General features: G+C 70.0%; 16 protein-coding genes and 1 riboswitch. Of the genes, 11 read left to right on the plus strand and 5 right to left on the minus strand.

Annotated features, from left to right (window positions below; translation table 11 throughout):
• Window positions 1–104 precede the first annotated feature (104 nt).
• The 5 genes from ACWD5F_RS42445 (at window position 105) to ACWD5F_RS42465 (ending at window position 5,311) form a co-directional block, all read left to right on the plus strand.
• Window positions 105–1,439: an ABC transporter substrate-binding protein gene (locus ACWD5F_RS42445; protein ID WP_451261539.1), complete on the plus strand. Its 1,335-nt coding sequence runs from the start codon at window positions 105–107 to the stop codon at window positions 1,437–1,439.
• Window positions 1,436–2,422, plus strand: a complete 987-nt coding sequence (locus ACWD5F_RS42450) for a carbohydrate ABC transporter permease (RefSeq protein ID WP_451261540.1) — start codon at window positions 1,436–1,438, stop codon at window positions 2,420–2,422. Before ACWD5F_RS42445 ends, ACWD5F_RS42450 begins: the two co-directional genes overlap by 4 nt.
• Complete coding sequence (locus tag ACWD5F_RS42455; protein ID WP_451261541.1) at window positions 2,419–3,297, plus strand: carbohydrate ABC transporter permease; 879 nt, start codon at window positions 2,419–2,421, stop codon at window positions 3,295–3,297. The genes ACWD5F_RS42450 and ACWD5F_RS42455 overlap by 4 nt, the downstream gene beginning before the upstream one ends.
• 63 nt (window positions 3,298–3,360) lie before the next feature.
• The gene (locus tag ACWD5F_RS42460) at window positions 3,361–4,389 is read left to right on the plus strand and encodes a LacI family DNA-binding transcriptional regulator (RefSeq protein ID WP_451261542.1); all 1,029 of its coding nucleotides are present in this window, start codon (window positions 3,361–3,363) and stop codon (window positions 4,387–4,389) included.
• Between the two features lie 112 nt (window positions 4,390–4,501).
• Window positions 4,502–5,311, plus strand: coding sequence for an HAD family hydrolase (locus tag ACWD5F_RS42465; RefSeq protein ID WP_123998396.1), 810 nt, complete (start codon window positions 4,502–4,504; stop codon window positions 5,309–5,311).
• 16 nt (window positions 5,312–5,327) lie between these two features.
• Here the strand turns inward: ACWD5F_RS42465 and ACWD5F_RS42470 are convergent, their stop codons facing one another.
• The 3 genes from ACWD5F_RS42470 to ACWD5F_RS42480 form a co-directional block, all read right to left on the minus strand.
• Window positions 5,328–5,810, minus strand: a complete 483-nt coding sequence (locus ACWD5F_RS42470) for a transglycosylase SLT domain-containing protein (RefSeq protein ID WP_401714184.1) — start codon at window positions 5,808–5,810, stop codon at window positions 5,328–5,330.
• 3 nt (window positions 5,811–5,813) lie between these two features.
• Window positions 5,814–5,977: riboswitch (cyclic di-AMP (ydaO/yuaA leader) on the minus strand.
• A 271-nt stretch (window positions 5,978–6,248) separates the two neighbouring features.
• A complete protein-coding gene (locus ACWD5F_RS42475; RefSeq protein ID WP_451261543.1) occupies window positions 6,249–8,243 on the minus strand; it encodes a CocE/NonD family hydrolase in 1,995 nt (664 codons plus the stop codon).
• 28 nt (window positions 8,244–8,271) lie between these two features.
• Entirely contained in the window at window positions 8,272–9,774 is a 1,503-nt protein-coding gene (locus ACWD5F_RS42480) for a peptide MFS transporter (RefSeq protein WP_451261544.1), read from the minus strand.
• Window positions 9,775–10,015: 241 nt separating this feature from the next.
• Between ACWD5F_RS42480 and ACWD5F_RS42485 the strand changes: the two genes are divergently transcribed.
• The 5 genes from ACWD5F_RS42485 (at window position 10,016) to ACWD5F_RS42505 (ending at window position 15,645) form a co-directional block, all read left to right on the plus strand.
• On the plus strand, window positions 10,016–11,026 hold the full coding sequence (locus ACWD5F_RS42485) for a polyprenyl synthetase family protein (protein ID WP_451261545.1): 1,011 nt from the start codon (window positions 10,016–10,018) through the stop codon (window positions 11,024–11,026).
• Between the two features lie 142 nt (window positions 11,027–11,168).
• Window positions 11,169–12,212, plus strand: coding sequence for a CHRD domain-containing protein (locus tag ACWD5F_RS42490; RefSeq protein ID WP_451261546.1), 1,044 nt, complete (start codon window positions 11,169–11,171; stop codon window positions 12,210–12,212).
• Window positions 12,213–12,492: 280 nt separating this feature from the next.
• Window positions 12,493–13,731 (plus strand): LolA family protein, encoded by a 1,239-nt coding sequence (locus ACWD5F_RS42495; RefSeq protein ID WP_451261547.1) that lies wholly within the window; start codon window positions 12,493–12,495, stop codon window positions 13,729–13,731.
• A 38-nt stretch (window positions 13,732–13,769) separates the two neighbouring features.
• Window positions 13,770–14,744 (plus strand): ABC transporter ATP-binding protein, encoded by a 975-nt coding sequence (locus ACWD5F_RS42500; protein ID WP_451261548.1) that lies wholly within the window; start codon window positions 13,770–13,772, stop codon window positions 14,742–14,744.
• Window positions 14,731–15,645 (plus strand): ABC transporter permease, encoded by a 915-nt coding sequence (locus tag ACWD5F_RS42505; RefSeq protein WP_451261549.1) that lies wholly within the window; start codon window positions 14,731–14,733, stop codon window positions 15,643–15,645. Before ACWD5F_RS42500 ends, ACWD5F_RS42505 begins: the two co-directional genes overlap by 14 nt.
• Here ACWD5F_RS42505 and ACWD5F_RS42510 read toward each other — a convergent pair.
• The gene (locus ACWD5F_RS42510) at window positions 15,635–16,120 is read right to left on the minus strand and encodes a hypothetical protein (protein WP_401714172.1); all 486 of its coding nucleotides are present in this window, start codon (window positions 16,118–16,120) and stop codon (window positions 15,635–15,637) included. The genes ACWD5F_RS42505 and ACWD5F_RS42510 overlap by 11 nt on opposite strands.
• Window positions 16,121–16,403: 283 nt before the next feature.
• On the opposite strand from ACWD5F_RS42510, the gene ACWD5F_RS42515 reads away from it, so the two are divergent.
• Window positions 16,404–17,879, plus strand: coding sequence for a tetratricopeptide repeat protein (locus tag ACWD5F_RS42515; RefSeq protein ID WP_451261550.1), 1,476 nt, complete (start codon window positions 16,404–16,406; stop codon window positions 17,877–17,879).
• A 39-nt stretch (window positions 17,880–17,918) separates the two neighbouring features.
• On the opposite strand, the gene ACWD5F_RS42520 is transcribed toward ACWD5F_RS42515, so the two are convergent.
• Window positions 17,919–18,869, minus strand: a complete 951-nt coding sequence (locus tag ACWD5F_RS42520) for a M28 family metallopeptidase (RefSeq protein WP_451261551.1) — start codon at window positions 18,867–18,869, stop codon at window positions 17,919–17,921.
• Window positions 18,870–18,913: the final 44 nt, after the last annotated feature.

The raw sequence follows: 18,913 nt of genomic DNA on the forward strand, positions 1-18,913 counted from the left end.
GTCATCCGTCGACAACAGGTAGGTAACCCCACGCTTCATCCATTGACAAGGGTCCGAAACGCTTCTCTACTGTGCACGATCACAGAGCCGTTCAGTCAGGGGAGATGAAGATGTCGATCCACCGCCACCAACTCAGCAGGCGCAGCATCCTTGCCGGGGCAGCAGCTGTCGGCCTCACCGGCACCCTCGCCGCCTGCGGCGGTTCCGACGACGACTCCGGCAAGAGCAGCGGGCCCGTCAAGCTGACCTACTGGACCTGGGCGCCGAACATGGAGAAGGTCGCCGCGATCTGGAACAAGAAGAACCCGGACATCACGGTCACCGTCTCCAAGCAGGCCGCCGGCAAGGACATCGTCTCCAAGCTGATCACCGCGAAGAAGGCGGGCAACGCCCCCGACCTGATCCAGGTCGAGTACCAGGCGCTGCCGACGCTGGTCTCGAACGACGTGCTCGCCGACATCTCGAAGTACGCGAAGTCCGCCAAGTCCCAGTTCGCCGAGGGTCTTTGGGGCATGGTCACGCTCGGCACGGACGCGGTCTACGCGATACCGCAGGACTCGGGCCCGCTGATGTTCTTCTACCGCGAGGACCTGTTCAAGAAGCACAACCTGACGGTCCCGGCGACCTGGGACGACTTCGCCAAGACCGCCCGCGCCGCCAAGAAGGCCGTCCCGGACGCCTACTTGACGACGTTCTCCTCCAACGACCCCGGTCTGTTCGCGGGGTTGGCGCAGCAGGCCGGCGCCAAGTGGTGGACCGTGGGCGACGGCGGCAAGTGGACCGTCGGCATCGACGACGCGGCGACCAAGAAGGTCGCCGACTTCTGGGGCGGCCTGGTCCAGGAAGGCGCGATCGACAACCAGCCGATGTACACGCCGGCTTGGAACAACGCCCTGAACAAGGGCACCCACCTCGCCTGGGTCTCCGCCGTGTGGGCGCCGGGTGTGCTGGTCAGCTCGGCCCCCGACACCAAGGGCAAGTGGCGGATGGCGCCGCTGCCGCAGTGGAGCGCGGGCGAGGACGTCACCGGCAGCTGGGGCGGCTCCTCCACCGGTGTCTCCACCGACTCCAAGCACGCCGAGGCCGCGACCAAGTTCGCGAACTGGCTGAACACCGACCCGGAGGCGCTGGCCGCCCTGGTCAAGGAGGCCGGCATCTACCCGGCCGCCACCAAGGGCCAGTCCGGCTCGGTGCTCACCCCGCCCGCGTTCTTCCCGAACCAGACCGACTTCTACGACACGGCCGCCAAGATCGCCGCGACCACGGCCGCGTCCGCCTGGGGCCCGAACGTCCAGGTCGCCTACGACACCTTCAGCGACGCGTTCGGCAAGGCCACCAAGGCGAAGAAGGCGGCCCAGTTCGACACCGCGCTCGCCACCATGCAGTCGTCGACCTTCACCGACATGAAGAAGCAGGGCTTCAAGGTGACCGAGGCATGACCAGCACGCCGCTCAAGGGCACCGACCGGCTGACGGCCGGGCCCTTGGCGGACGGCACCGCCACCTCCGTCCGCCCCCGCCGCCTCCGTCGTGGCCGCAGCGCGCCGTACTGGTTCCTCGTACCGGCCGTGCTCCTGTTCGCCGCCTTCACCGTCGTACCGATCGGGTACGCGGTGTGGCTCAGTCTCCACAAGGTCCAGGTCAAGGGCATCGGCCTCGGCAAGGGCGCCCGCGAGCAGGTGTGGAACGGCCTCGGCAACTACACCGCCGTCTTCGAGGACTCCGAGTTCGGGCACAGCGTCCTGCGCGCCTTCGGCTACGGCCTGATCGTCATCCCCACGATGCTCGGTCTGGCGCTGGTCTTCGCGCTGATGCTGGACACCCCGCAGGCGCGCAGCGCCAAGTTCGCCCGCCTCGCGATCTTCCTGCCGTACGCCGTCCCCGGCATCATCGCCGCCCTGATGTGGGGCTTCCTCTACCTGCCGACGGTCAGCCCCTTCTACTTCCTCCTGCGCGAGTTCGATCTCCCGCAGCCGGACCTGTTCGACGGCGGCAACCTGTACCTGTCCTTCGCGAACATCGCGGTGTGGGGCGGCACCGGCTTCAACATGATCGTCATCTACACCGCCCTGCGCTCGATCCCGCAGGAGATCTACGAGGCCGCCCGCATCGACGGCGCGTCCGACCTGAAGATCGCTCTGCGGATCAAGATCCCGATCGTGATGCCGTCGCTGGTGCTCACGTTCTTCTTCTCGGTCATCGCCACGCTCCAGGTCTTCACCGAGCCCATGGCGCTCAAGCCGCTGACCAACGGCCTGTCCAGTTCCTGGAGTCCGCTGATGGCCATCTACGACGCCGCCTTCCTCAGGTCGGACATCTACGGCGCCTCCGCCACCGCCGTGGTGCTGGCCCTGGCGACCTTCGCGCTCTCCTTCACGCTGCTGCGCGTCTCCGACCGCTACACCCGGGAGGACCGGGCATGACCCCCCTCACCCTCACCGCCGACACCAACCAGGGGCTCAGCAAGCCGAGGCGCACCGCCTGGGTGCCCACCGTGGTGCTGATCATCGGCTCGCTGTACTGCCTGATCCCCGTGGCCTGGGTGGTCATCGCGGCGAGCAAGGGCCAGGGCGAACTGTTCTCCACCTTCACCTTCGCCCCCGGCACCGGCTTCCTCGACAACCTCAAGGAGCTGAGCTCCTACCGGGACGGCATCTACTGGGAGTGGATGGCCAACTCCCTTCTCTACGCGGGCGGCGGCGCCCTGCTCTCCGCCGCGGTCTCGGCCGCCGGCGGCTACGCGCTGGGCCGGTTCGCCTTCAGGGGACGGGAGTTCGTCTTCAAGCTGATGCTGGCCGGCGTCCTGGTCCCGAGCATCGTGCTGACGGTCCCGCAGTACCTGCTCCTCTCGAAGCTGGGCCTGGCCGACTCGTACTGGTCGATGCTCCTGCCGTCGATCCTCTCCCCGTACGGGGTCTACCTCGTCCGTATCTACGCGGCCGCCTCCGTGCCCGCCGAACTCCTCGAAGCCGCCCGCATGGACGGCGCGAGCGAGTGGCGGATCTTCTCGCGGATCGCGGTGCCGATGATGATGCCGGGCCTCATCACGGTGTTCCTGTTCCAGTTCGTCGGCATCTGGAACAACTTCCTGCTGCCGTACGTGATGCTCGCGGACGACACCAAGTTCCCGATCACGCTGGGTCTTTACACCCTGCTCAACCAGGGCGCCTCGCAGCCCGCCCTCTACACCCTGGTCATCATGGGCTGTTTCCTCGCGATCCTGCCGCTGATCGCGCTCTTCCTGGTGATCCAGCGCTTCTGGTCCCTCGACCTGCTCAGCGGATCCGTCAAGGCCTGAGCCGAACCGCCCGCCACCGCACCGGACTTCCCCCCACCGCACCGACCCGGCAGAACGAGGACCATGGCCACCAGTCCGAACGGACGCCGCAAACCGCCCACCATCCACGACGTGGCCCGGGAGGCAGGGGTCTCCCGGGGGACCGTCTCCCGGTTCCTGAACGGGGGCCACTACGTCTCGCCGGCCGCGCGCGGCGCGGTGGAGTCGGCGATCAGGAAGACGGGGTACGTCGTCAACCGGCATGCCCGCAGCCTGAGTACGGGCCGGTCGGACTCGGTGGCGTTCCTCCTGACCGAGCCGCAGGAGAAGTTCTTCGAGGACCCCAACTTCAATGTGCTGCTGCGGGGTTGCACCGAGCACCTGGCCCGGCACGACATCCCGCTGCTGCTGATGCTGGCCTCGTCCGAGGACGACCGTCGCCGGCTGACCCGGTACATCACATCGGGCCATGTCGACGGCGTCCTGCTCGTCTCCAACCACGGCGGAGACCCGGTCGCCGCCGAACTCCGCGACGCCGGCATCCCGTTGGTGGCCTGCGGCAAGCCGGTCGGCATCGGCTCCAAGGTCAGCTACGTGGCGGCGGCCGACCGCGAGGGCGCCCAGGAGATGGTGCGCCATCTCATCGCGCGCGGCCGACGCCGTATCGGCATGGTCACCGGACCGCTCGACACGGCGGGCGGCCCCGACCGGCTGGCCGGCTACCGCGACGTCCTCACCGAGGTGGGCCTGCCCTACGACCCGGCGCTCGTCGTCGAGGGCGACTACCGCCGCACCGGCGGCGAGGAGGCGGCCCGCCGGCTCCTGGACCGGGCCCCCGACATGGACGCGGTGTTCGTGGCCTCCGACCTGATGGCCCTCGGCGTCGTCAACACCCTTCAGCAGTCGGGCCGTTCGGTCCCCGATGACATCGCTGTCGGGGGCTTCGACGACTCGGCCGCGGCCACCGCGGGCACCCCGGCCCTCACCACCATGCGCCAGCCCTACGACCGCATCAGCGCCGAGATGGTCCGCATGCTGCTCGCGCAGATCGCCGGGGAGGACACGGCGGGGGTGCTGCTGCCGACCGAGTTGGTGATCCGCGAGTCGGCGTGAGCGCGGCGCGAGTGGCGTGCGCGGAGCACCGTCCGCCCCTCAACGCATATGTAGGCAGCAACCGTCCGGTTCGCGTCGAGTTAGCCGGGCTTTCCATCCGTATTCTCTGATCATGGCCGCACCCCTCGCATATTCACTCATCGCCACGGATCTGGACGGCACCCTGCTCCGGGGCGACGACACCCTCTCCGACCGGTCTCTCGCCGCGCTCGCGCGGGCGGTCGGCGCCGGGGCCCGCCATCTCGTCGTGACCGGACGGCCGGCCCCGAGAGTGCGCCCGCTCCTCGACGACCTGGGCAGCAAGGGGCTCGCGGTGTGCGGGCAGGGCGCGCAGGTGTACGACGCCGGCGCGGACCGGCTGCTCTGGTCGGTCACGCTGGACCGGGAGTTGGCCGAGACCGCGCTCGGCAAGATCGAGGCGGAGGTCGGGCAGGTGTACGCGGCCGTGGACCAGGACGGCGTGGACGGACTCACGCTCATCGAGCCCGGCTACCTCATGCCGCACCCCACGCTGCCCGCCGTCCAGGTCGGCCGACGCGACGACCTGTGGCACGAACCGATCAGCAAGGTGCTGCTGCGCCATCCCGACCTGTCCGACGACGAGTTGGCGACAACCGCCCGCACCGTGGTCGGTTCACTGGCCACCGTCACCATGTCGGGACCCGGCACCGTCGAACTCCAGCCATGCGGAGTCACGAAGGCGACGGGCCTGGCTCTGGCCGCCCGTCACCTGGGCCTGGGCCCGCACGAGACGATCGCTTTCGGCGACATGCCCAACGACATCCCCATGTTCGACTGGGCCGCCCACGGAGTGGCCATGGCCAACGCCCACCCCGAACTCAAGGCGGTGGCGGACGAGATCACCTTGTCGAACGAGGACGACGGCATCGCCGTCGTCCTCGAAAGACTCTTCTGGGAGTAACCCTTTACGGGGTGGCTCAGTAGGCCCCATACACGTTGTCGATGGAGCCGTAGACCGCCGCCGCGTAGTTGCAGGCAGCCGTGATGTTCGCGACCGGGTCGTACGGGTCGAACGACGTGCCGGCCACGTGGTACGCGGCGAACGTCGGGTCGATCACCTGGAGCAGGCCCTTGGACGGGGTGCCGGCCGCGGCGTTGGAGTCCCAGTTGTTGATGGCGTACTGGTTGCCGGACGACTCACGGATCACGTTGCGGTAGATGCCGTCGTACGTGCCCGGGATCCCGTTCTGCGCCATGACCTGGAGCGAGGCGCGGATCCAGCCGTCGAGGGTGTTGGAGTACCCCAGCGACGCGGCGGTCACCGTCGACGAGGGAGCCGCGGACGCGCTGGTCGCGCCGATGACGGGGAGGGCGAGCACCGCGGCCCCCGTGCCGAGCACGGCGAGCTTGCGGACGAGGCGGGAGTTGCGGCTGCGGCGGTGCTGAGCGGATGCAGGCATGACGAGGTTCCTCTCCGTCGCCTGCGAGGTGAGCTGTCGGGTTCGGGCTGGGAGGTGCCCGGCCACGCCCTTGCGGACGTGACTTAACCCCGAGCCGTCCCGGTCGTGCTGACCGGTCCGGCGACTTACCTGGGTCCCCCGCTCCTGCCGTGCGGTGAGTTCGTGACTGGGATGCCGGGCGGCGGCAGGATTCGGCGTTCCACCCGACAGGGCGGGAACGTATGCGAGAGCACATGTCCGGAACAAGTACCGGATTCACACATCGACCCTATTGACCTTGGTCTGAGGCCTATGGGGCGCTTGATCCTTTGCGCCTGCCAAGGGTCAACTGTCAAGCGGCGAAAGGAGAAACGCCGACATGTCGGGGCACAGGCCGCGCACAGATTCGCGTGACCCAAGTCACGGCAGGATTAAGAACGGCAAAACGGGCATTCATCCTCAACTGGCAGTTCTCGGAACCCTCTTCTCCCAGGTCCGATGAAAGATCACCTCGCCGCCCTCGGTGCAGATCACCTCATTCGACGTAATAAAGTCCGTTTCGTCGCAAGTAATCTCCGACCGGGTGCGCACGGTGGTGTCCCAGGCCTGCTCCGGCCGATGCAGCCGGATCGACCAGTCGGACCGGGCGCGCGCCGACAACGGATCCGTCTCGTCGATCGTGTACGTCTCCAGCGCGTCCTCGGTGAACTCCAAGCCGTCCGGATACACGCGCGTGCCGCCGTACCGGGGATCCACCTCCAGCCGCCACTCACCCTTCGCGACATCCCGCACGACCAGCCGCTCGGGCCGTGGCTCGTCCAGCGTGGCCGGGTGGTTGACCCCGAGCGGCTCGGCCTCCTCGGGCTCCTCGAAGCGAATGCCGTCCACCGACTCCCGCTCCCGCACCGGGAGTTCGAGCGCGCTGCCCTCCGGGTCCATCGTGAAGCCGGCCGCCGACTCCGGCTGGGGCCAGATCCAGGGCCAGTACGCCGAGGACACCGCGAGCCGGATGCGATGCCCGGCCGGAATGGCGTACCCGATGCCGTTCAGCTCGAAGGTCACGTCCTCCACCGCGCCCGGCGTCCAGGGCACCGCCCGCCCCCGCCCGAACCGCGCCGACAGGTTCAGCGCCCCCCGGGTGACCAGCGTCGACGAACCGTCCGGCGCCACATCGCACAGCCGGGCGATCACCTGCCCCCGCGCCACCTCCGAGGTCAGCCGCAGCCGAACCCTCGGCCGCCCCAGCACCCACGTCTCCGCCGGCACCTCGAACTCGAAGCACGCCGACCGCGCGTCCTCGTCCCGCTGGTCCGGCGGCAGATCGGCCTCGTTCCCGAAGGGGAAGAACCGGCCCGCGTCCACACCGGTGTGCATGGGCGACCGGACGATCGCGGGGGCGCCCCGCAGCCCGTACGTCGTCGTCTTGACGTGCGGCGAGGGCCAGGCCGGCTCGCCGACCCAACGGCCCGGCAGGGTGTCGTAGACCGTGGCCGGCGGGTGCGAGTCGCTGACGTAGGAGCGCAGGAGCGGGTCGGCCATGACGCCGGTGTCCTTGCCCTTGAGCCAGTGGTCCCACCAGCGCAGGGTCTCCTGGAGGAAGCCGATCGCCGGTCCCGGCGGCAGGCCGCGGTCCGGGTACTGGTGGGACCAGGGGCCGATCAGCCCCCGTACCCGGTCCGCCGGGAGGTGCTCGACGAGCCGCAGCACGGTGTCGCGGTACGGGTCGTGCCAGCCGCCCACCGCCAGGACGGCCGCGTCGATCGCGCCGTAGTCCTCGCAGACGCTGCCGTGCCGCCAGTAGTCGTCCCGGGTCTGGTGGGCCAGCCAGGTGTGGATGAAGGGGTCGACCGCTTCCAGGCGCTTGAGCCACATGTCCCGCCATTCCTCGCCCACATGGAGCGGGTCCGGCGGGCGGGAGACGAAGGCGAGCATGGTCGCCGCCCACGCGTGCATGTCGACGGCGAGGACGGAACCACCCATGTAGTGCACGTCGTTGTCATAACGGTCGTCCGTCGAGCAGACGGTGACGACCGCCTTGAGCGGCTCGGGCGCGAGGGCCGCGAGCTGGAGGGAGTTGAAGCCGCCCCAGGAGATGCCGAACATGCCCACCTTGCCGTCGCACCAGGGCTGCGCGGCAAGCCAGTTGACCACCTCGACCCCGTCGGCCAGCTCGGTCACGGAGTACTCGTCACCGGGCATGCCCTCGCTGTTGCCGTGCCCGCGCACGTCGACCCGGACGGAGGCGTAGCCGTGCCCGGCGTACCAGGGGTGCCGCTGGGCGTCGCGGGGCGCGGTCCAGTCGGTCAGGCGGTACGGCAGGTACTCGAGGAGCGCGGGTACGGGCTCCTCGGTGAGCGGTCGCCATACGCGGGCGTACAACCGCGTTCCGTCGGGCAGCCGGACACGGAGGTCCTCGTGGGTCGTCTCGTAAGGGAAGGACGTTCGGATGCGCATGAGCGTGACCCCTGTGGCTGCGTGGGCTTCAGTGGACCGGGTGCATCGTGCGGCGCAGCCAGGGCGCCGCGGCGATCACCGCGAGGCCCGCGGCCACCGCGATCGCGCCGTTGACGCCGAAGTAGGCCGGCTTGGAGACGTCGTCGTAGAGCTTCACCGTCTGGGCCTGGATGCCGTTGGCGAGTGCGAGGGACAGGAACCAGAGGGACATGGTCTGGCTGGAGAAGGCGGCCGGGGCGAGCTTGGTGGTGGCGGACATGCCGGAGGTCTCCAGGAGGATGTCGCCGAGGCCGAGCAGCAGGTAGGAGCCGACGATCCACCAGACCGACATCAGGTAGTCGTCGCCGCTGTGCCCGCTGGTCGGCAGGACCATGAGCAGGAACGACAGGCCGCCCAGCACGACCCCGATCGCGATCTTGTTGGAGGCGTGCGGCTGGCGCGGTCCCATCCGCACCCACAGCGTGGCGACCACGGGCGCGAGCCCGACCTCGAAGGCGCCGAGCGCGGAGGCGTACCAGCTGGCCGGGAAGTCGAAGCCGAGGATGGACGTCTCGGCGTTGGTCGAGGCCAGCAGCATCATCGTCGAGTACGCCTGGAAGAGGATGAAGTTGAAGACCGTCGAGGCGAGGAACAGCACGATGTACGGGCGCAGCCGGCCGCGTTCCCCGGGCGTCACCCGCGGGCTCATGAACATCACCGCGAAGTAGACGACCGGCGCGATCACGGAGACCACCGTCAGCAGGTCGACGAAGCGGTCCATGGTCAGCCAGCCCACCCCGGCCAGCAGGACGGCGAGCGCGGCGGCGACCAGGATGCCGACGACGATCAGCCGGACCGCCCGGCGCATTCCGTCCGGCGCGAGCGCGAACTCCGCCGTGTTGCTGCGCCCGGCCAGGTGACGGCGGCCGGCCACGTACTGGATGAGCCCGAAGGTCATGCCGACCGCCGCCGCCGAGAAGCCCCAGTGCCAGCCCTTGTGATCGCCGAGCCAGCCGGTGATCAGCGGGCCCGCGAAGGCGCCGACGTTGATCGCCATGTAGTAGAGCGCGAAACCGGCGTCCCGGCGCTCGTCGTCGGTCCGGTACAGCTTGCCGACCATGGTGGCCACGTTGGGCTTGAGCAGCCCGGTGCCCCCGCTGATCAGCCCGAGGCCGACCCAGGTCATGGTCCCGGTCGGCACGGCCATCGCGTAGTGGCCGCAGGCGATCAGGACGCCGCCCCACAGGACCGAGCGGTACGAGCCGAGGATGCGGTCGGCGAGCCAGCCGCCGGCGACCGAGACCAGGTAGACGAGGGTGCCGTAGGCGGCGGAGACGGAGGCGGCGGTGCCGTCCGACATGCCCATGCCGCCGTGGGCGACGGAGTCCGCGAAGTAGAGGACGAGGATCGCCTGCATGCCGAGGAACGAGAAGCGTTCCCAGACCTCCAGGCCGGAGAGGGTGAGCAGGCCTTTGGGCTGGCCGAAGAAGGCGTGGTCGTCCTCGGGCGGCGGCCGGTCCTCGGGTTCGACGTCTGCCTCGGTTCGGGACACGCTCCACTGCTTCCTGGTAAGTCGCTACATGTCCATCCTTATCAAGTGATCAAAAACATACCCGTCGTGATCGGATATCGCCCGGGCTGCACAGGTGGGTGGCATAGGTGCCCGCCAGGGCAGCACGCGTGGGCGGCATCGGTGATCGAAACTTGACCGGATACGCTGACTTGAGTGATGGCAGCGACCTATCGACAAACCGTGTAACCACCCGTGGACACCAGCAGACAGGAGATCCCTCGTGACCGTCGTCGGGCCGTTCGGGCTGAGCGTGCGGGACCAGGCTCTGGAAGCCGATGTCCAGGCGGGGATGGCCGCTGTCGAGGAGGGACTGCTCGAAGCCACCAAGAGTGAGGTCCCCTTCATCACGGAGGCCGCGCAGCATCTCGTGCGGGCCGGCGGCAAGCGGTTCCGCCCGCTGCTGGTCATGCTCGCCGCGCAGTTCGGGGACCGGTACGCGCCGGGGATCGTGCCGTCCGCGGTGGTGGTGGAGCTGACCCACCTCGCGACGCTGTACCACGACGACGTCATGGACGAGGCGACCGTGCGGCGCGGGGTCGACAGCGCCAACACCCGCTGGGGCAACTCGGTGGCCGTCCTCACGGGTGACTTCCTGTTCGCCCGCGCCTCGCACATACTGGCCGACCTCGGCCCCGAGGCGGTCCGGGTGCAGGCCGAGGCGTTCGAACGCCTGGTGACCGGCCAGATCCTGGAGACCGCGGGTCCGCAGGACGGCCGGGACCCGATCGACCACTACCTGGACGTGCTCGCCGGCAAGACGGGCTCCCTGGTCGCGGTCTCGTGCCGGTTCGGCGCCCTGATGTCCGGTGCCGACGAGACGGTCGTCGACGTGCTCACGCAGTACGGCGAGCGGCTCGGTGTCGCCTTCCAACTCGCGGACGACGTCCTGGACATCGCGTCCGACTCGCACGAGTCCGGCAAGACGCCGGGCACCGACCTGCGCGAGGGCATCCCGACCATGCCCGTGCTGCGCCTGCGGGAGCGGGTCGCGCGCCTCGGCCTGGCCGAGGACATCGCCCTGTGCGAGCTGCTGGACTCCGACCTGACCGACGACGCCCGGCACGCCGAGGCGCTGGCGGGACTGCGGGAGCACCCCGCGCTGGAGCAGGCGCGGCGGGACACGGTCCGGTACGCCGAGGACGCGCGGGCCGCGCTGGCACCGCTGCGGGAGTGCGACGCGAAGGCGGCGCTGGTGGAGCTGTGCGACGCGGTGGTGCACCGGGCGGGCTGAGGCACGCCCGGCACGGGGCCGACAGGGCCCAGGTGATACACGTCACACCTTTGGACTAAATCCAATCTGAGATCCGCTCCGTATTGATTCCCAGAAGCTGACGCAGGGGGCGTCGGCTTGGATACGGGGAGAAAACAACATCATGGGCATGAACACGACGTTCTCCAAGCGCCGTAAGAGCCTCATCGTCACCGCGGTCGCGGTGGCAGCCGCCGGCGGGATCTCCGCCGCGGTGATTCCCGCCTTCGCCGCCGGAGGGACCCACGCCGACCACGCGGGCCACTCCGTCGACATGGGCGGCACGCACGACCCGTCCGGCGCGAGCCAGGACATCGTCACGCAGAGCGGTACCGTCTCCGGCGGCACCGGGGGAACCCTGCTCGCCGCCAGCTTGCGCGGCGGCAACGAGGTACCCGTGGCCGGCGGTCCCGCCGTCGGCGACAAGGACGGCGCCGCCGTCGAGTTCATCAAGGTCAAGGGCGACAAGGTCTCCGTCGCCGTGACCTGGCGCGGCACCGGCAGGCCGACCATGCTCCACATCCACCAGGGCGCCAAGGGCACCAACGGCGGCGTCAAGGTCGACTTCACCAAACTGCTCGACAAGATCAAGGGCCACAGCGTCACCGGCACCGTCAAGGTCAAGGACAAGGCCCTGCTCAACGCCCTCAAGTCCGACCCGAACTCCTTCTACGCCAACCTGCACACCGCCCAGTTCCCGGGCGGCGCCGTCCGCGGCCAGCTCCACAAGGTCACGGTCGCCGACTTCGACTTCCGCGACGCCCTGCACAACTTCCAGGCCTCCGTGGTCAAGGGCAAGCAGATCTACGAGTGCAAGCCGGCCGCCGGCGGCGGGTACGCCTTCGCCCAGCGGGACGTCAGCGCCCTGCTCGGCGGCAGCATCAAGCACACCTTCGTCAAGCCCAACTCCGGTACGCCGCAGTGGATCGCCCCCGACCGCAGCGCGGTCACCGGAGCCGTCATCAGCAAGACCGCGAACGGCGCCACCAACATTCCCGAACTCGACCTCAAGGCCACCCAGTCCGGCAAGCACCGCGGCCTGCTCGCCCACACCACCGAGATCCTGCGCCTGAACACCGTCGGCGGGGTCGCCCCGGCCGGCTCCTGCACGCCCGGCACCATCGTGGGCGTGCCCTACAAGGCGGACTACGTCTTCCTCCAGAGCTGAACCGTCTTCCTCCGGAGCCGGCACACCAGTTGACGCGAGAGCGTCCGGGCGGCGCCTCCCCGACACGACCCCTACGGGTCGGGGGAGGCGCCGCCTCCTCATGTCATCCCGCAGGTGTACATGGAGTTGAGTCCGGGGTCTGACGCTTACCTCCCGTCGATTTGGTCAGATGGAAACCACGGAAAACACCACTCCTCACCGATTCGGGTGAGAATGGCGGCACGGGGTGGAAAGCGAGTGCAGCTGGACAGCCGCCGCCGACGACGGAGGTAAGGCACACATGGCACCGTACGAATCCGACGACAGCACGTCCGCCGCGGAGGCAGACGACCTGCGCGCCGGCCGCCGCAAGGCCGCGCGTTACGTCGTCCCGGTCGCGGTGTTGGGGGTGGCGGCGGCGACCATCGGGCTCGTCCCCGCGCTCGCCGACTCCGGCGATCCCGACCTGCCGAAGATCACCGCGCAGCAGCTCATCGAGAAGATCGCGAAGTCGGACGTACAGCAGATGTCCGGCACGGTGAAGATCACCACGGATCTGGGGCTGCCGAACCTCGGCGGTCTGGAGAGCAGCCTGACGCAGGGCGCCACCGGCTCGGGCGACGGCTCGTCCGCCGACCCGTCCGCCAAGCTCACCGAACTCGCCACCGGCACGCACACCCTGCGCGTCGCCGCCGACGGTCCGGACCGGCAGAAGGTGTCGCTCCTGGAGAGCGCGGCCGAGTACAGCCTGATCCACGACGGCAAGGACGTCTGGGGCTACGACAGCGGGACCAACGAGGTCTACCACGCCACCGCCGACGACAGCGCGAGCGCCAAGGAGAAGCAGGAGGAGACGCCCGCGACTCCCCAGCAGCTCGCCAAGGACGCCCTCGCCGCGGTCGACGACACGACCTCGGTGACGGTCCAGGGCACCGCGCAGGTGGCCGGCCGGGACGCGTACCGCCTGGTCATCAAGCCCAAGGACGACGGCTCGACGGTCGGTCAGATCACCGTGGCGGTCGACGCGAAGACCGGCCTGCCGCTGAAGTTCACGCTCACCCCGGCGAGCGGCGGCGCGGCTGTCGTCGACGCCGGCTTCACCAAGATCAGCTACTCCAGGCCCGCCGCGTCCACCTTCGACTTCACGCCGCCCAAGGGCGCGAAGGTCACCGAGGACGGCAAGGTCGACGGGGCCGGCGGCAAGGCGAGCGGCGACAAGAAGACCGACGGCAAGACCCGCGAGGACCTCGGCGGGGACCTCGGCAAGGGCGGCGGCCCCGACGGCCTGAACGTCATCGGTGACGGCTGGGACTCCATCGCCACCTTCGACACCGGCGGCCAGGGCGTCCCGTCCGGCTCCGGGGCCGGCGCCTTCGGCGGCTTCCTGGACTCGCTCGGCGACAAGGCGTCCGGCAAGTTCGGCTCGGGCACGGTCTTCAAGACGCGTCTGATCAACGCCCTGATCACCGACGACGGCAAGGTCTACGTCGGCGCGGTCACCAAGGACGCGCTGGTGAAGGCGGCCAACGCCGCGCAGTAGCACCGCAGGAATCAGCAGCACGACGAATGAGGGAGCCGATGGGCGAAGCGTCCGCCACGGAGCCGGAGCAGGAGGACCCGGGTGACAGCGTCATCGCCACCCGCGGCCTCACCAAGCGCTACCGCGGCGGACAGCTCGCCGTGGACGGTCTCGACCTGACCGTCCCGGCGGGCAGCGTCTTCGGCTTCCTCGGTCCCAACGGCTCCGGCAAGACCACTACCATCCGCATGCTGATGGGCCTCATCGAGCCCACCTCCGGGACGGCGCGTGTCCTCGGGCGGCCCATGCCGCGCGCGACCCGCGCCGTCCTCCCGCACGTCGGCGCCCTGATCGAGGGCCCCGCCCTGTACGGCTTCCTCTCCGGCCGCGACAACCTCCTGCGCTACGACGCCGCCGACCCGACCGCCGACCCGCGCACCCGGCGCGCCCGCGTCGCCACGGCGCTGCACCGGGTGGGCCTGACGGCCGCGTCCGGCAAGAAGGCGAAGGCGTACTCACTCGGCATGAAGCAGCGCCTGGGCCTGGCGGCGGCGCTCCTGCAACCCCGCAAGCTGCTCGTCCTCGACGAGCCGACCAACGGCCTCGACCCGCAGGGCATGCGCGAAATCCGCTCCCTGGTCCGGGAGTTGGCCTCCGAGGGCACGACCGTCTTCCTCTCCTCCCACCTCCTCGACGAGATCGAGCAGGTCTGCACCCACGTGGCCGTCATGGCCCAGGGCCGCCTGATCACCCAGGGCCCGGTGGCCGACCTGGCGGCGGGCGCGAGGGGCCGCCTGGTCGTGACCACGCCGGATACCGGGGACGCGGCTCGGGTGCTGAAGGAACAGGGGACGGCGGACGTCGTCATCGCGGAGGACCGGGTGACAGCAGAGCCACCGGATCGCGAACTGGCGGACATCAACGCCGCGTTGGTGAAGGCAGGGGTACGAGTGCGAGGCTTCGGCGTCGAACGGGCGTCGCTGGAGGACGCCTTCGTGGCCCTGACAGGGGAGGGCTTCGATGTCGCAGGCTGAGTTGGACGCCCTTAAGGGGCGCGGGGAACTGCGCGACCAGCCACGAACTACGGTCAGCCGCCGAACAACCTTCTACGGCACCCTCTTCCGCAACGAGCTGCTCACCACCTTCCGCCGCTGGCGCACCCTGGCCCTCCTCGGCGTACTGGCGGCCGTCCCGATCCTGGTCGGCATCGCCGTCAAAATCGAGACAGGCGACGGCGGAAACGCGGGCCCCGGCGGAGGCGGCGGCCCCGCGTTCATCTCGCAGATCACCAACAACGGCCTCTTCCTGGTCTTCACCGCACTCGCCGCAACACTCCCGTTCTTCCTGCCGATGGCGATCGGCGTCATCGCAGGAGACGCCATCGCCGGCGAGGCCAACGCCGGCACCCTGCGCTACCTCCTGGTCGCCCCCGCGGGCCGCACCCGCCTGCTGCTCACCAAGTACGCGACGGTACTGACCTTCTGCCTGGTCGCCACCCTCGTGGTAGCCGTGTCGGCCCTGGCGGTGGGCGCGATCCTGTTCCCGCTCGGCGGCCTGACCACGATCTCCGGCACCCAGATCAGCTTCGCCGAAGGCCTCGGCCGGGCCCTGCTGATCGCCCTCGTGGTCGCCGCGTCCCTGATCGGCATGGCGGCCCTGGGCCTGTTCGTGTCGACGCTCACCAACAGCGGCATCGCGGCGATGGCGACCACCGTGGGCCTGCTGATCACCATCCAGATCCTCGACCAGATCCCCCAACTGCACACGATCCAGCCGTACTTCTTCTCCCACTACTGGCTGTCCTTCGCCGACCTCATGCGCGACCCGATCTACTGGGACGACCTGACGAAGAACCTGGGCCTACAGGCCCTGTACGCGGTCGTGTTCGGCTCGGCGGCCTGGGCGCGCTTCACGACGAAGGACGTCACGGCGTAGCCGTGAGCCGCGCGAGCACCGCCGTCTCCTTCGGAGGCGCCCCGCCGAAGTCACCGAGACGCCAGGCGGGCACCCACGGCACCCGGTACACGTCGATGATCGACTCCAGCAGCCGCACATCCCGGTCGAGCGGTTTGGGCAGGCGCCCCGGCGCGTCCGCGACCAGCACGACACCGTCGAGGTACAGCTCAGGCGGCGCCTCCCCGCGCCGGAACATCTCCAGCGTGGCGAGCAGCGAGGCCAGCCCCGACGCATGCGTACGGCCCACCAGCAGCACCGACCGGGGGGCCTCGGGGCCGGGCCAGTCGCGCCCGCAGTCGTGACCGCCGTACACGGTGGAGAGGGTGGAGACACCGGCGCCGCCGTGCGTGCCGACCCAGGAGTAGCGCCGTGCGCCGGCGGAGCCCTGCTCCTCCGGTACGGCGACCGGTCCGCGGATCCAGATCTCCGGTCCCTGCTGCACATCGGTCCGCATGCCCGCGCTCCTCCTTCGCCACGCCTACCGGTACGCACGGCTCCGGGACAGTTCCGGGAACGGACGGTTCCGCGACGGGACGCGGGCTCCTGGGACGAGTCTGTGACGTCCCGGTGACCTGGAGAACAGGAGCGACCGGAGAGACTCAACAGTACGTGTACGACCGGACCACAGCAGGACCGGATCTTGCCGCCGGGGGAGCGCGACCCGAGGCCGGGAGGGAGCACCATGGAACCCGAAGGCCTCACCCGCCCGACCCCGACGCATCCGAGTGAGGGAACCGATGTCTCGACTCAGCCGTGAGAAGAAGCGTGAACAGCAGCGCGCCGAGCGGTCGGCGGCCCTCATGGCGGCGCCGATCGACGTCCACGTCCCCGGCACCGGTCCCGCGACGGTGGGCGGCGTACCGATCACGGCGGCTCCCGGCGAGGAACTCCAGCTGACCGTCCTGAACCACCTCCACCACATCGCCCTCACCGCCGGCCACCCCGTCCACGCCACGGTCCGCGACGAGCGCATCGGCTACGTCGTCCAGCTCCAGGTGGCCCCGGACGGCTCCAGCGACTTCACGGGCGAGCCGGTACCGCTGGCTCCGCCGGTCCAGCGGGGGGCGCAGCCGGAGGCGCCGGACGCGTTCCGGGCACCCGAAGGGCCGCAGCAGGAGTGGCCCGGCGTGCCGGACGACTCGCAGGAGAGGCCCGGGGCAGCCACGCCGGCGCTCCCGCCCGCCTCTCCGACCGCCCTTGCGCCCAGCCCTGCTTCAACGCGTCCGCCCGCGTCCGCCGCCGCCCCTTCGCACGCCCCCGCACTCCCGCCCGCCCCCGCATCCGGGGTCCGGTCGACGCCCGCGTCCGCATCGGCGTTCCCTCCCGCACCCGGCGGACCCGCCCCTGCCCCCGCGCTCCCCGTCGCGCCGGAGTCGCCGCGACCGCAGGCGCAGCGGCCCCGGAGTGACTCTCCGGCCGACAAGCCCACGCACGTCTTCCCTCCCGTCGCGGAGCCCGGCGCCGAGCCGCTCGCGGACTCCCCGCCGACCTTCCGGATGAAGGCCGTCTCGGAACCGTTGCCGCTCGGCGAGAACGTACCCACCTTCCCGCTGCGGGCCGTGCCGGAGTGGGTCGAGGACCGCGTCCCCGGGACGGTCGTCCCGCCGTTGGGCGAGTTCGGGCCGCCGCCGCAGATGGACGCGATCCCGCTCCCCGCGCTGCCGCCCGAGCCGGAGCCCGACCCCGACTCCCGGCAGACCCCCGCCCGGGGTTTCGACGCGGTGGCGGAAGCCGTGTTCGACGACGCCCCCTCGACGGTTCCGCCGATCCTCGCGGAGCCGATGACTCGTATCAACGAGGCCGTGAAGGACGGCCGGATCGACGCGGCGGCCGAACTGGCGGAGCGCACCGTGGGGGAGGGTGCGCGGGCGCTCGGCCCGGAGCACCCCGAGGTGCTCCGGCTGCGCGAACTCACCTCGTACATCGCCTACTTGGCCGGCGACCCGGTCCGCTCCTTCCACCTCTCCCTGGACCTCGCCCGGATCCGCCGCCACACGCGGGACGCGGAGGCGGCGTACGGCAACATCCAGAGCGCGGCCTCGGCCTGGCGGGCGGTCCGCGACCCGGAGCAGGGCCTGTCCCTCGGCCGCGAACTGATCGATCTGTGGACGGAGTTGACGGCGGAGGACGGCCCGGCCGCCGAGGACATCGAACAGCTGGAGGCGGCCCGGGCCCGCATGGGCCGCCTCACCGAACGAGCCCGCCGCGACTGACAGCCGTACACGGAGGGCCTGTTGACGATCCGCTGAGCCCTACGACGAGAGCGACCACACCGCGTAGGCGATCGCGTCGCTGTTCCGGTCGAGGGCCGTGTCGTTGATGTTGGCCGTCGTGTCGCAGGACGCGTGGTAGCACCGGTCGAAGGCGAGCCCCGCGGTCCCGCCCCACTTGGCCGCCTGGGCGGTCGTCTTGATGTAGTCGGCGCCGCTGAACAGGCCGCCGACGGGGATGCCCACGTTCTTGAAGGGCGCGTGGTCGGAGCGCCCGTCGCCCTCGGTCTCGATCTCGGTGGGGACGCCGATGCCGGTGAAGTAGTCCTTGAAGGTCTTCTCGATGGCCGGGTCGTCGTCGTAGACGTAGTAGCCGGGGTTGGGCGAGCCGATCATGTCGAAGTTCAGATAGCCGCTGATCTTCTGGCGGTTGGCGGTGGTGAGGCTGTTGACGTAGTAGCGCGAGCCCACCATCCCGAGCTCCTCCGCGCCCCACCATGCGAACCGGAGGTGCTTGGTGGGCTGGAAGTTGGTCCGTGAGACGGCGAGCGCGGTCTCCAGGATGGCCGCGGAGCCCGAGCCGTTGTCGTTGATGCCGGCTCCGGCGGTGACGCTGTCGAGGTGCGAGCCCGACAGCACGACCGAGTTGGTGTTCCCGCCGGGCCAGTCGGCGATCAGGTTGTAGCCGGTGCGGCCGGAGGACGTGAACTGCTGGATGGTCGTGGTGAATCCGGCCGCGTCCAGCTTGGCCTTCACATAGTCCAGCGAGGCCTTGTAGCCGGTGCGGCCGTGCGCGCGGTTGCCGCCGTTGGCGGTGGCGATGGACTGGAGCTGGGCCAGGTGGGCCTTGACGTTCGCCACGGGGATGTCGGGCGCGGCGGCAAGGGCCGGGGCGGGCGCGGGTGCCGCGCCGACTATGGATCCGCCAGTCAGGAGCATGACAACAGAGGCACCGGCGGCGAGCTTGATGCGAGGGGTCAGTGCGGGGGCCATGTGGGGGGCTCCGGCTTCATCGGGAATCACAGGGATTCCACAGT

Source organism: Streptomyces sp. NPDC002499, assembly GCF_053595415.1.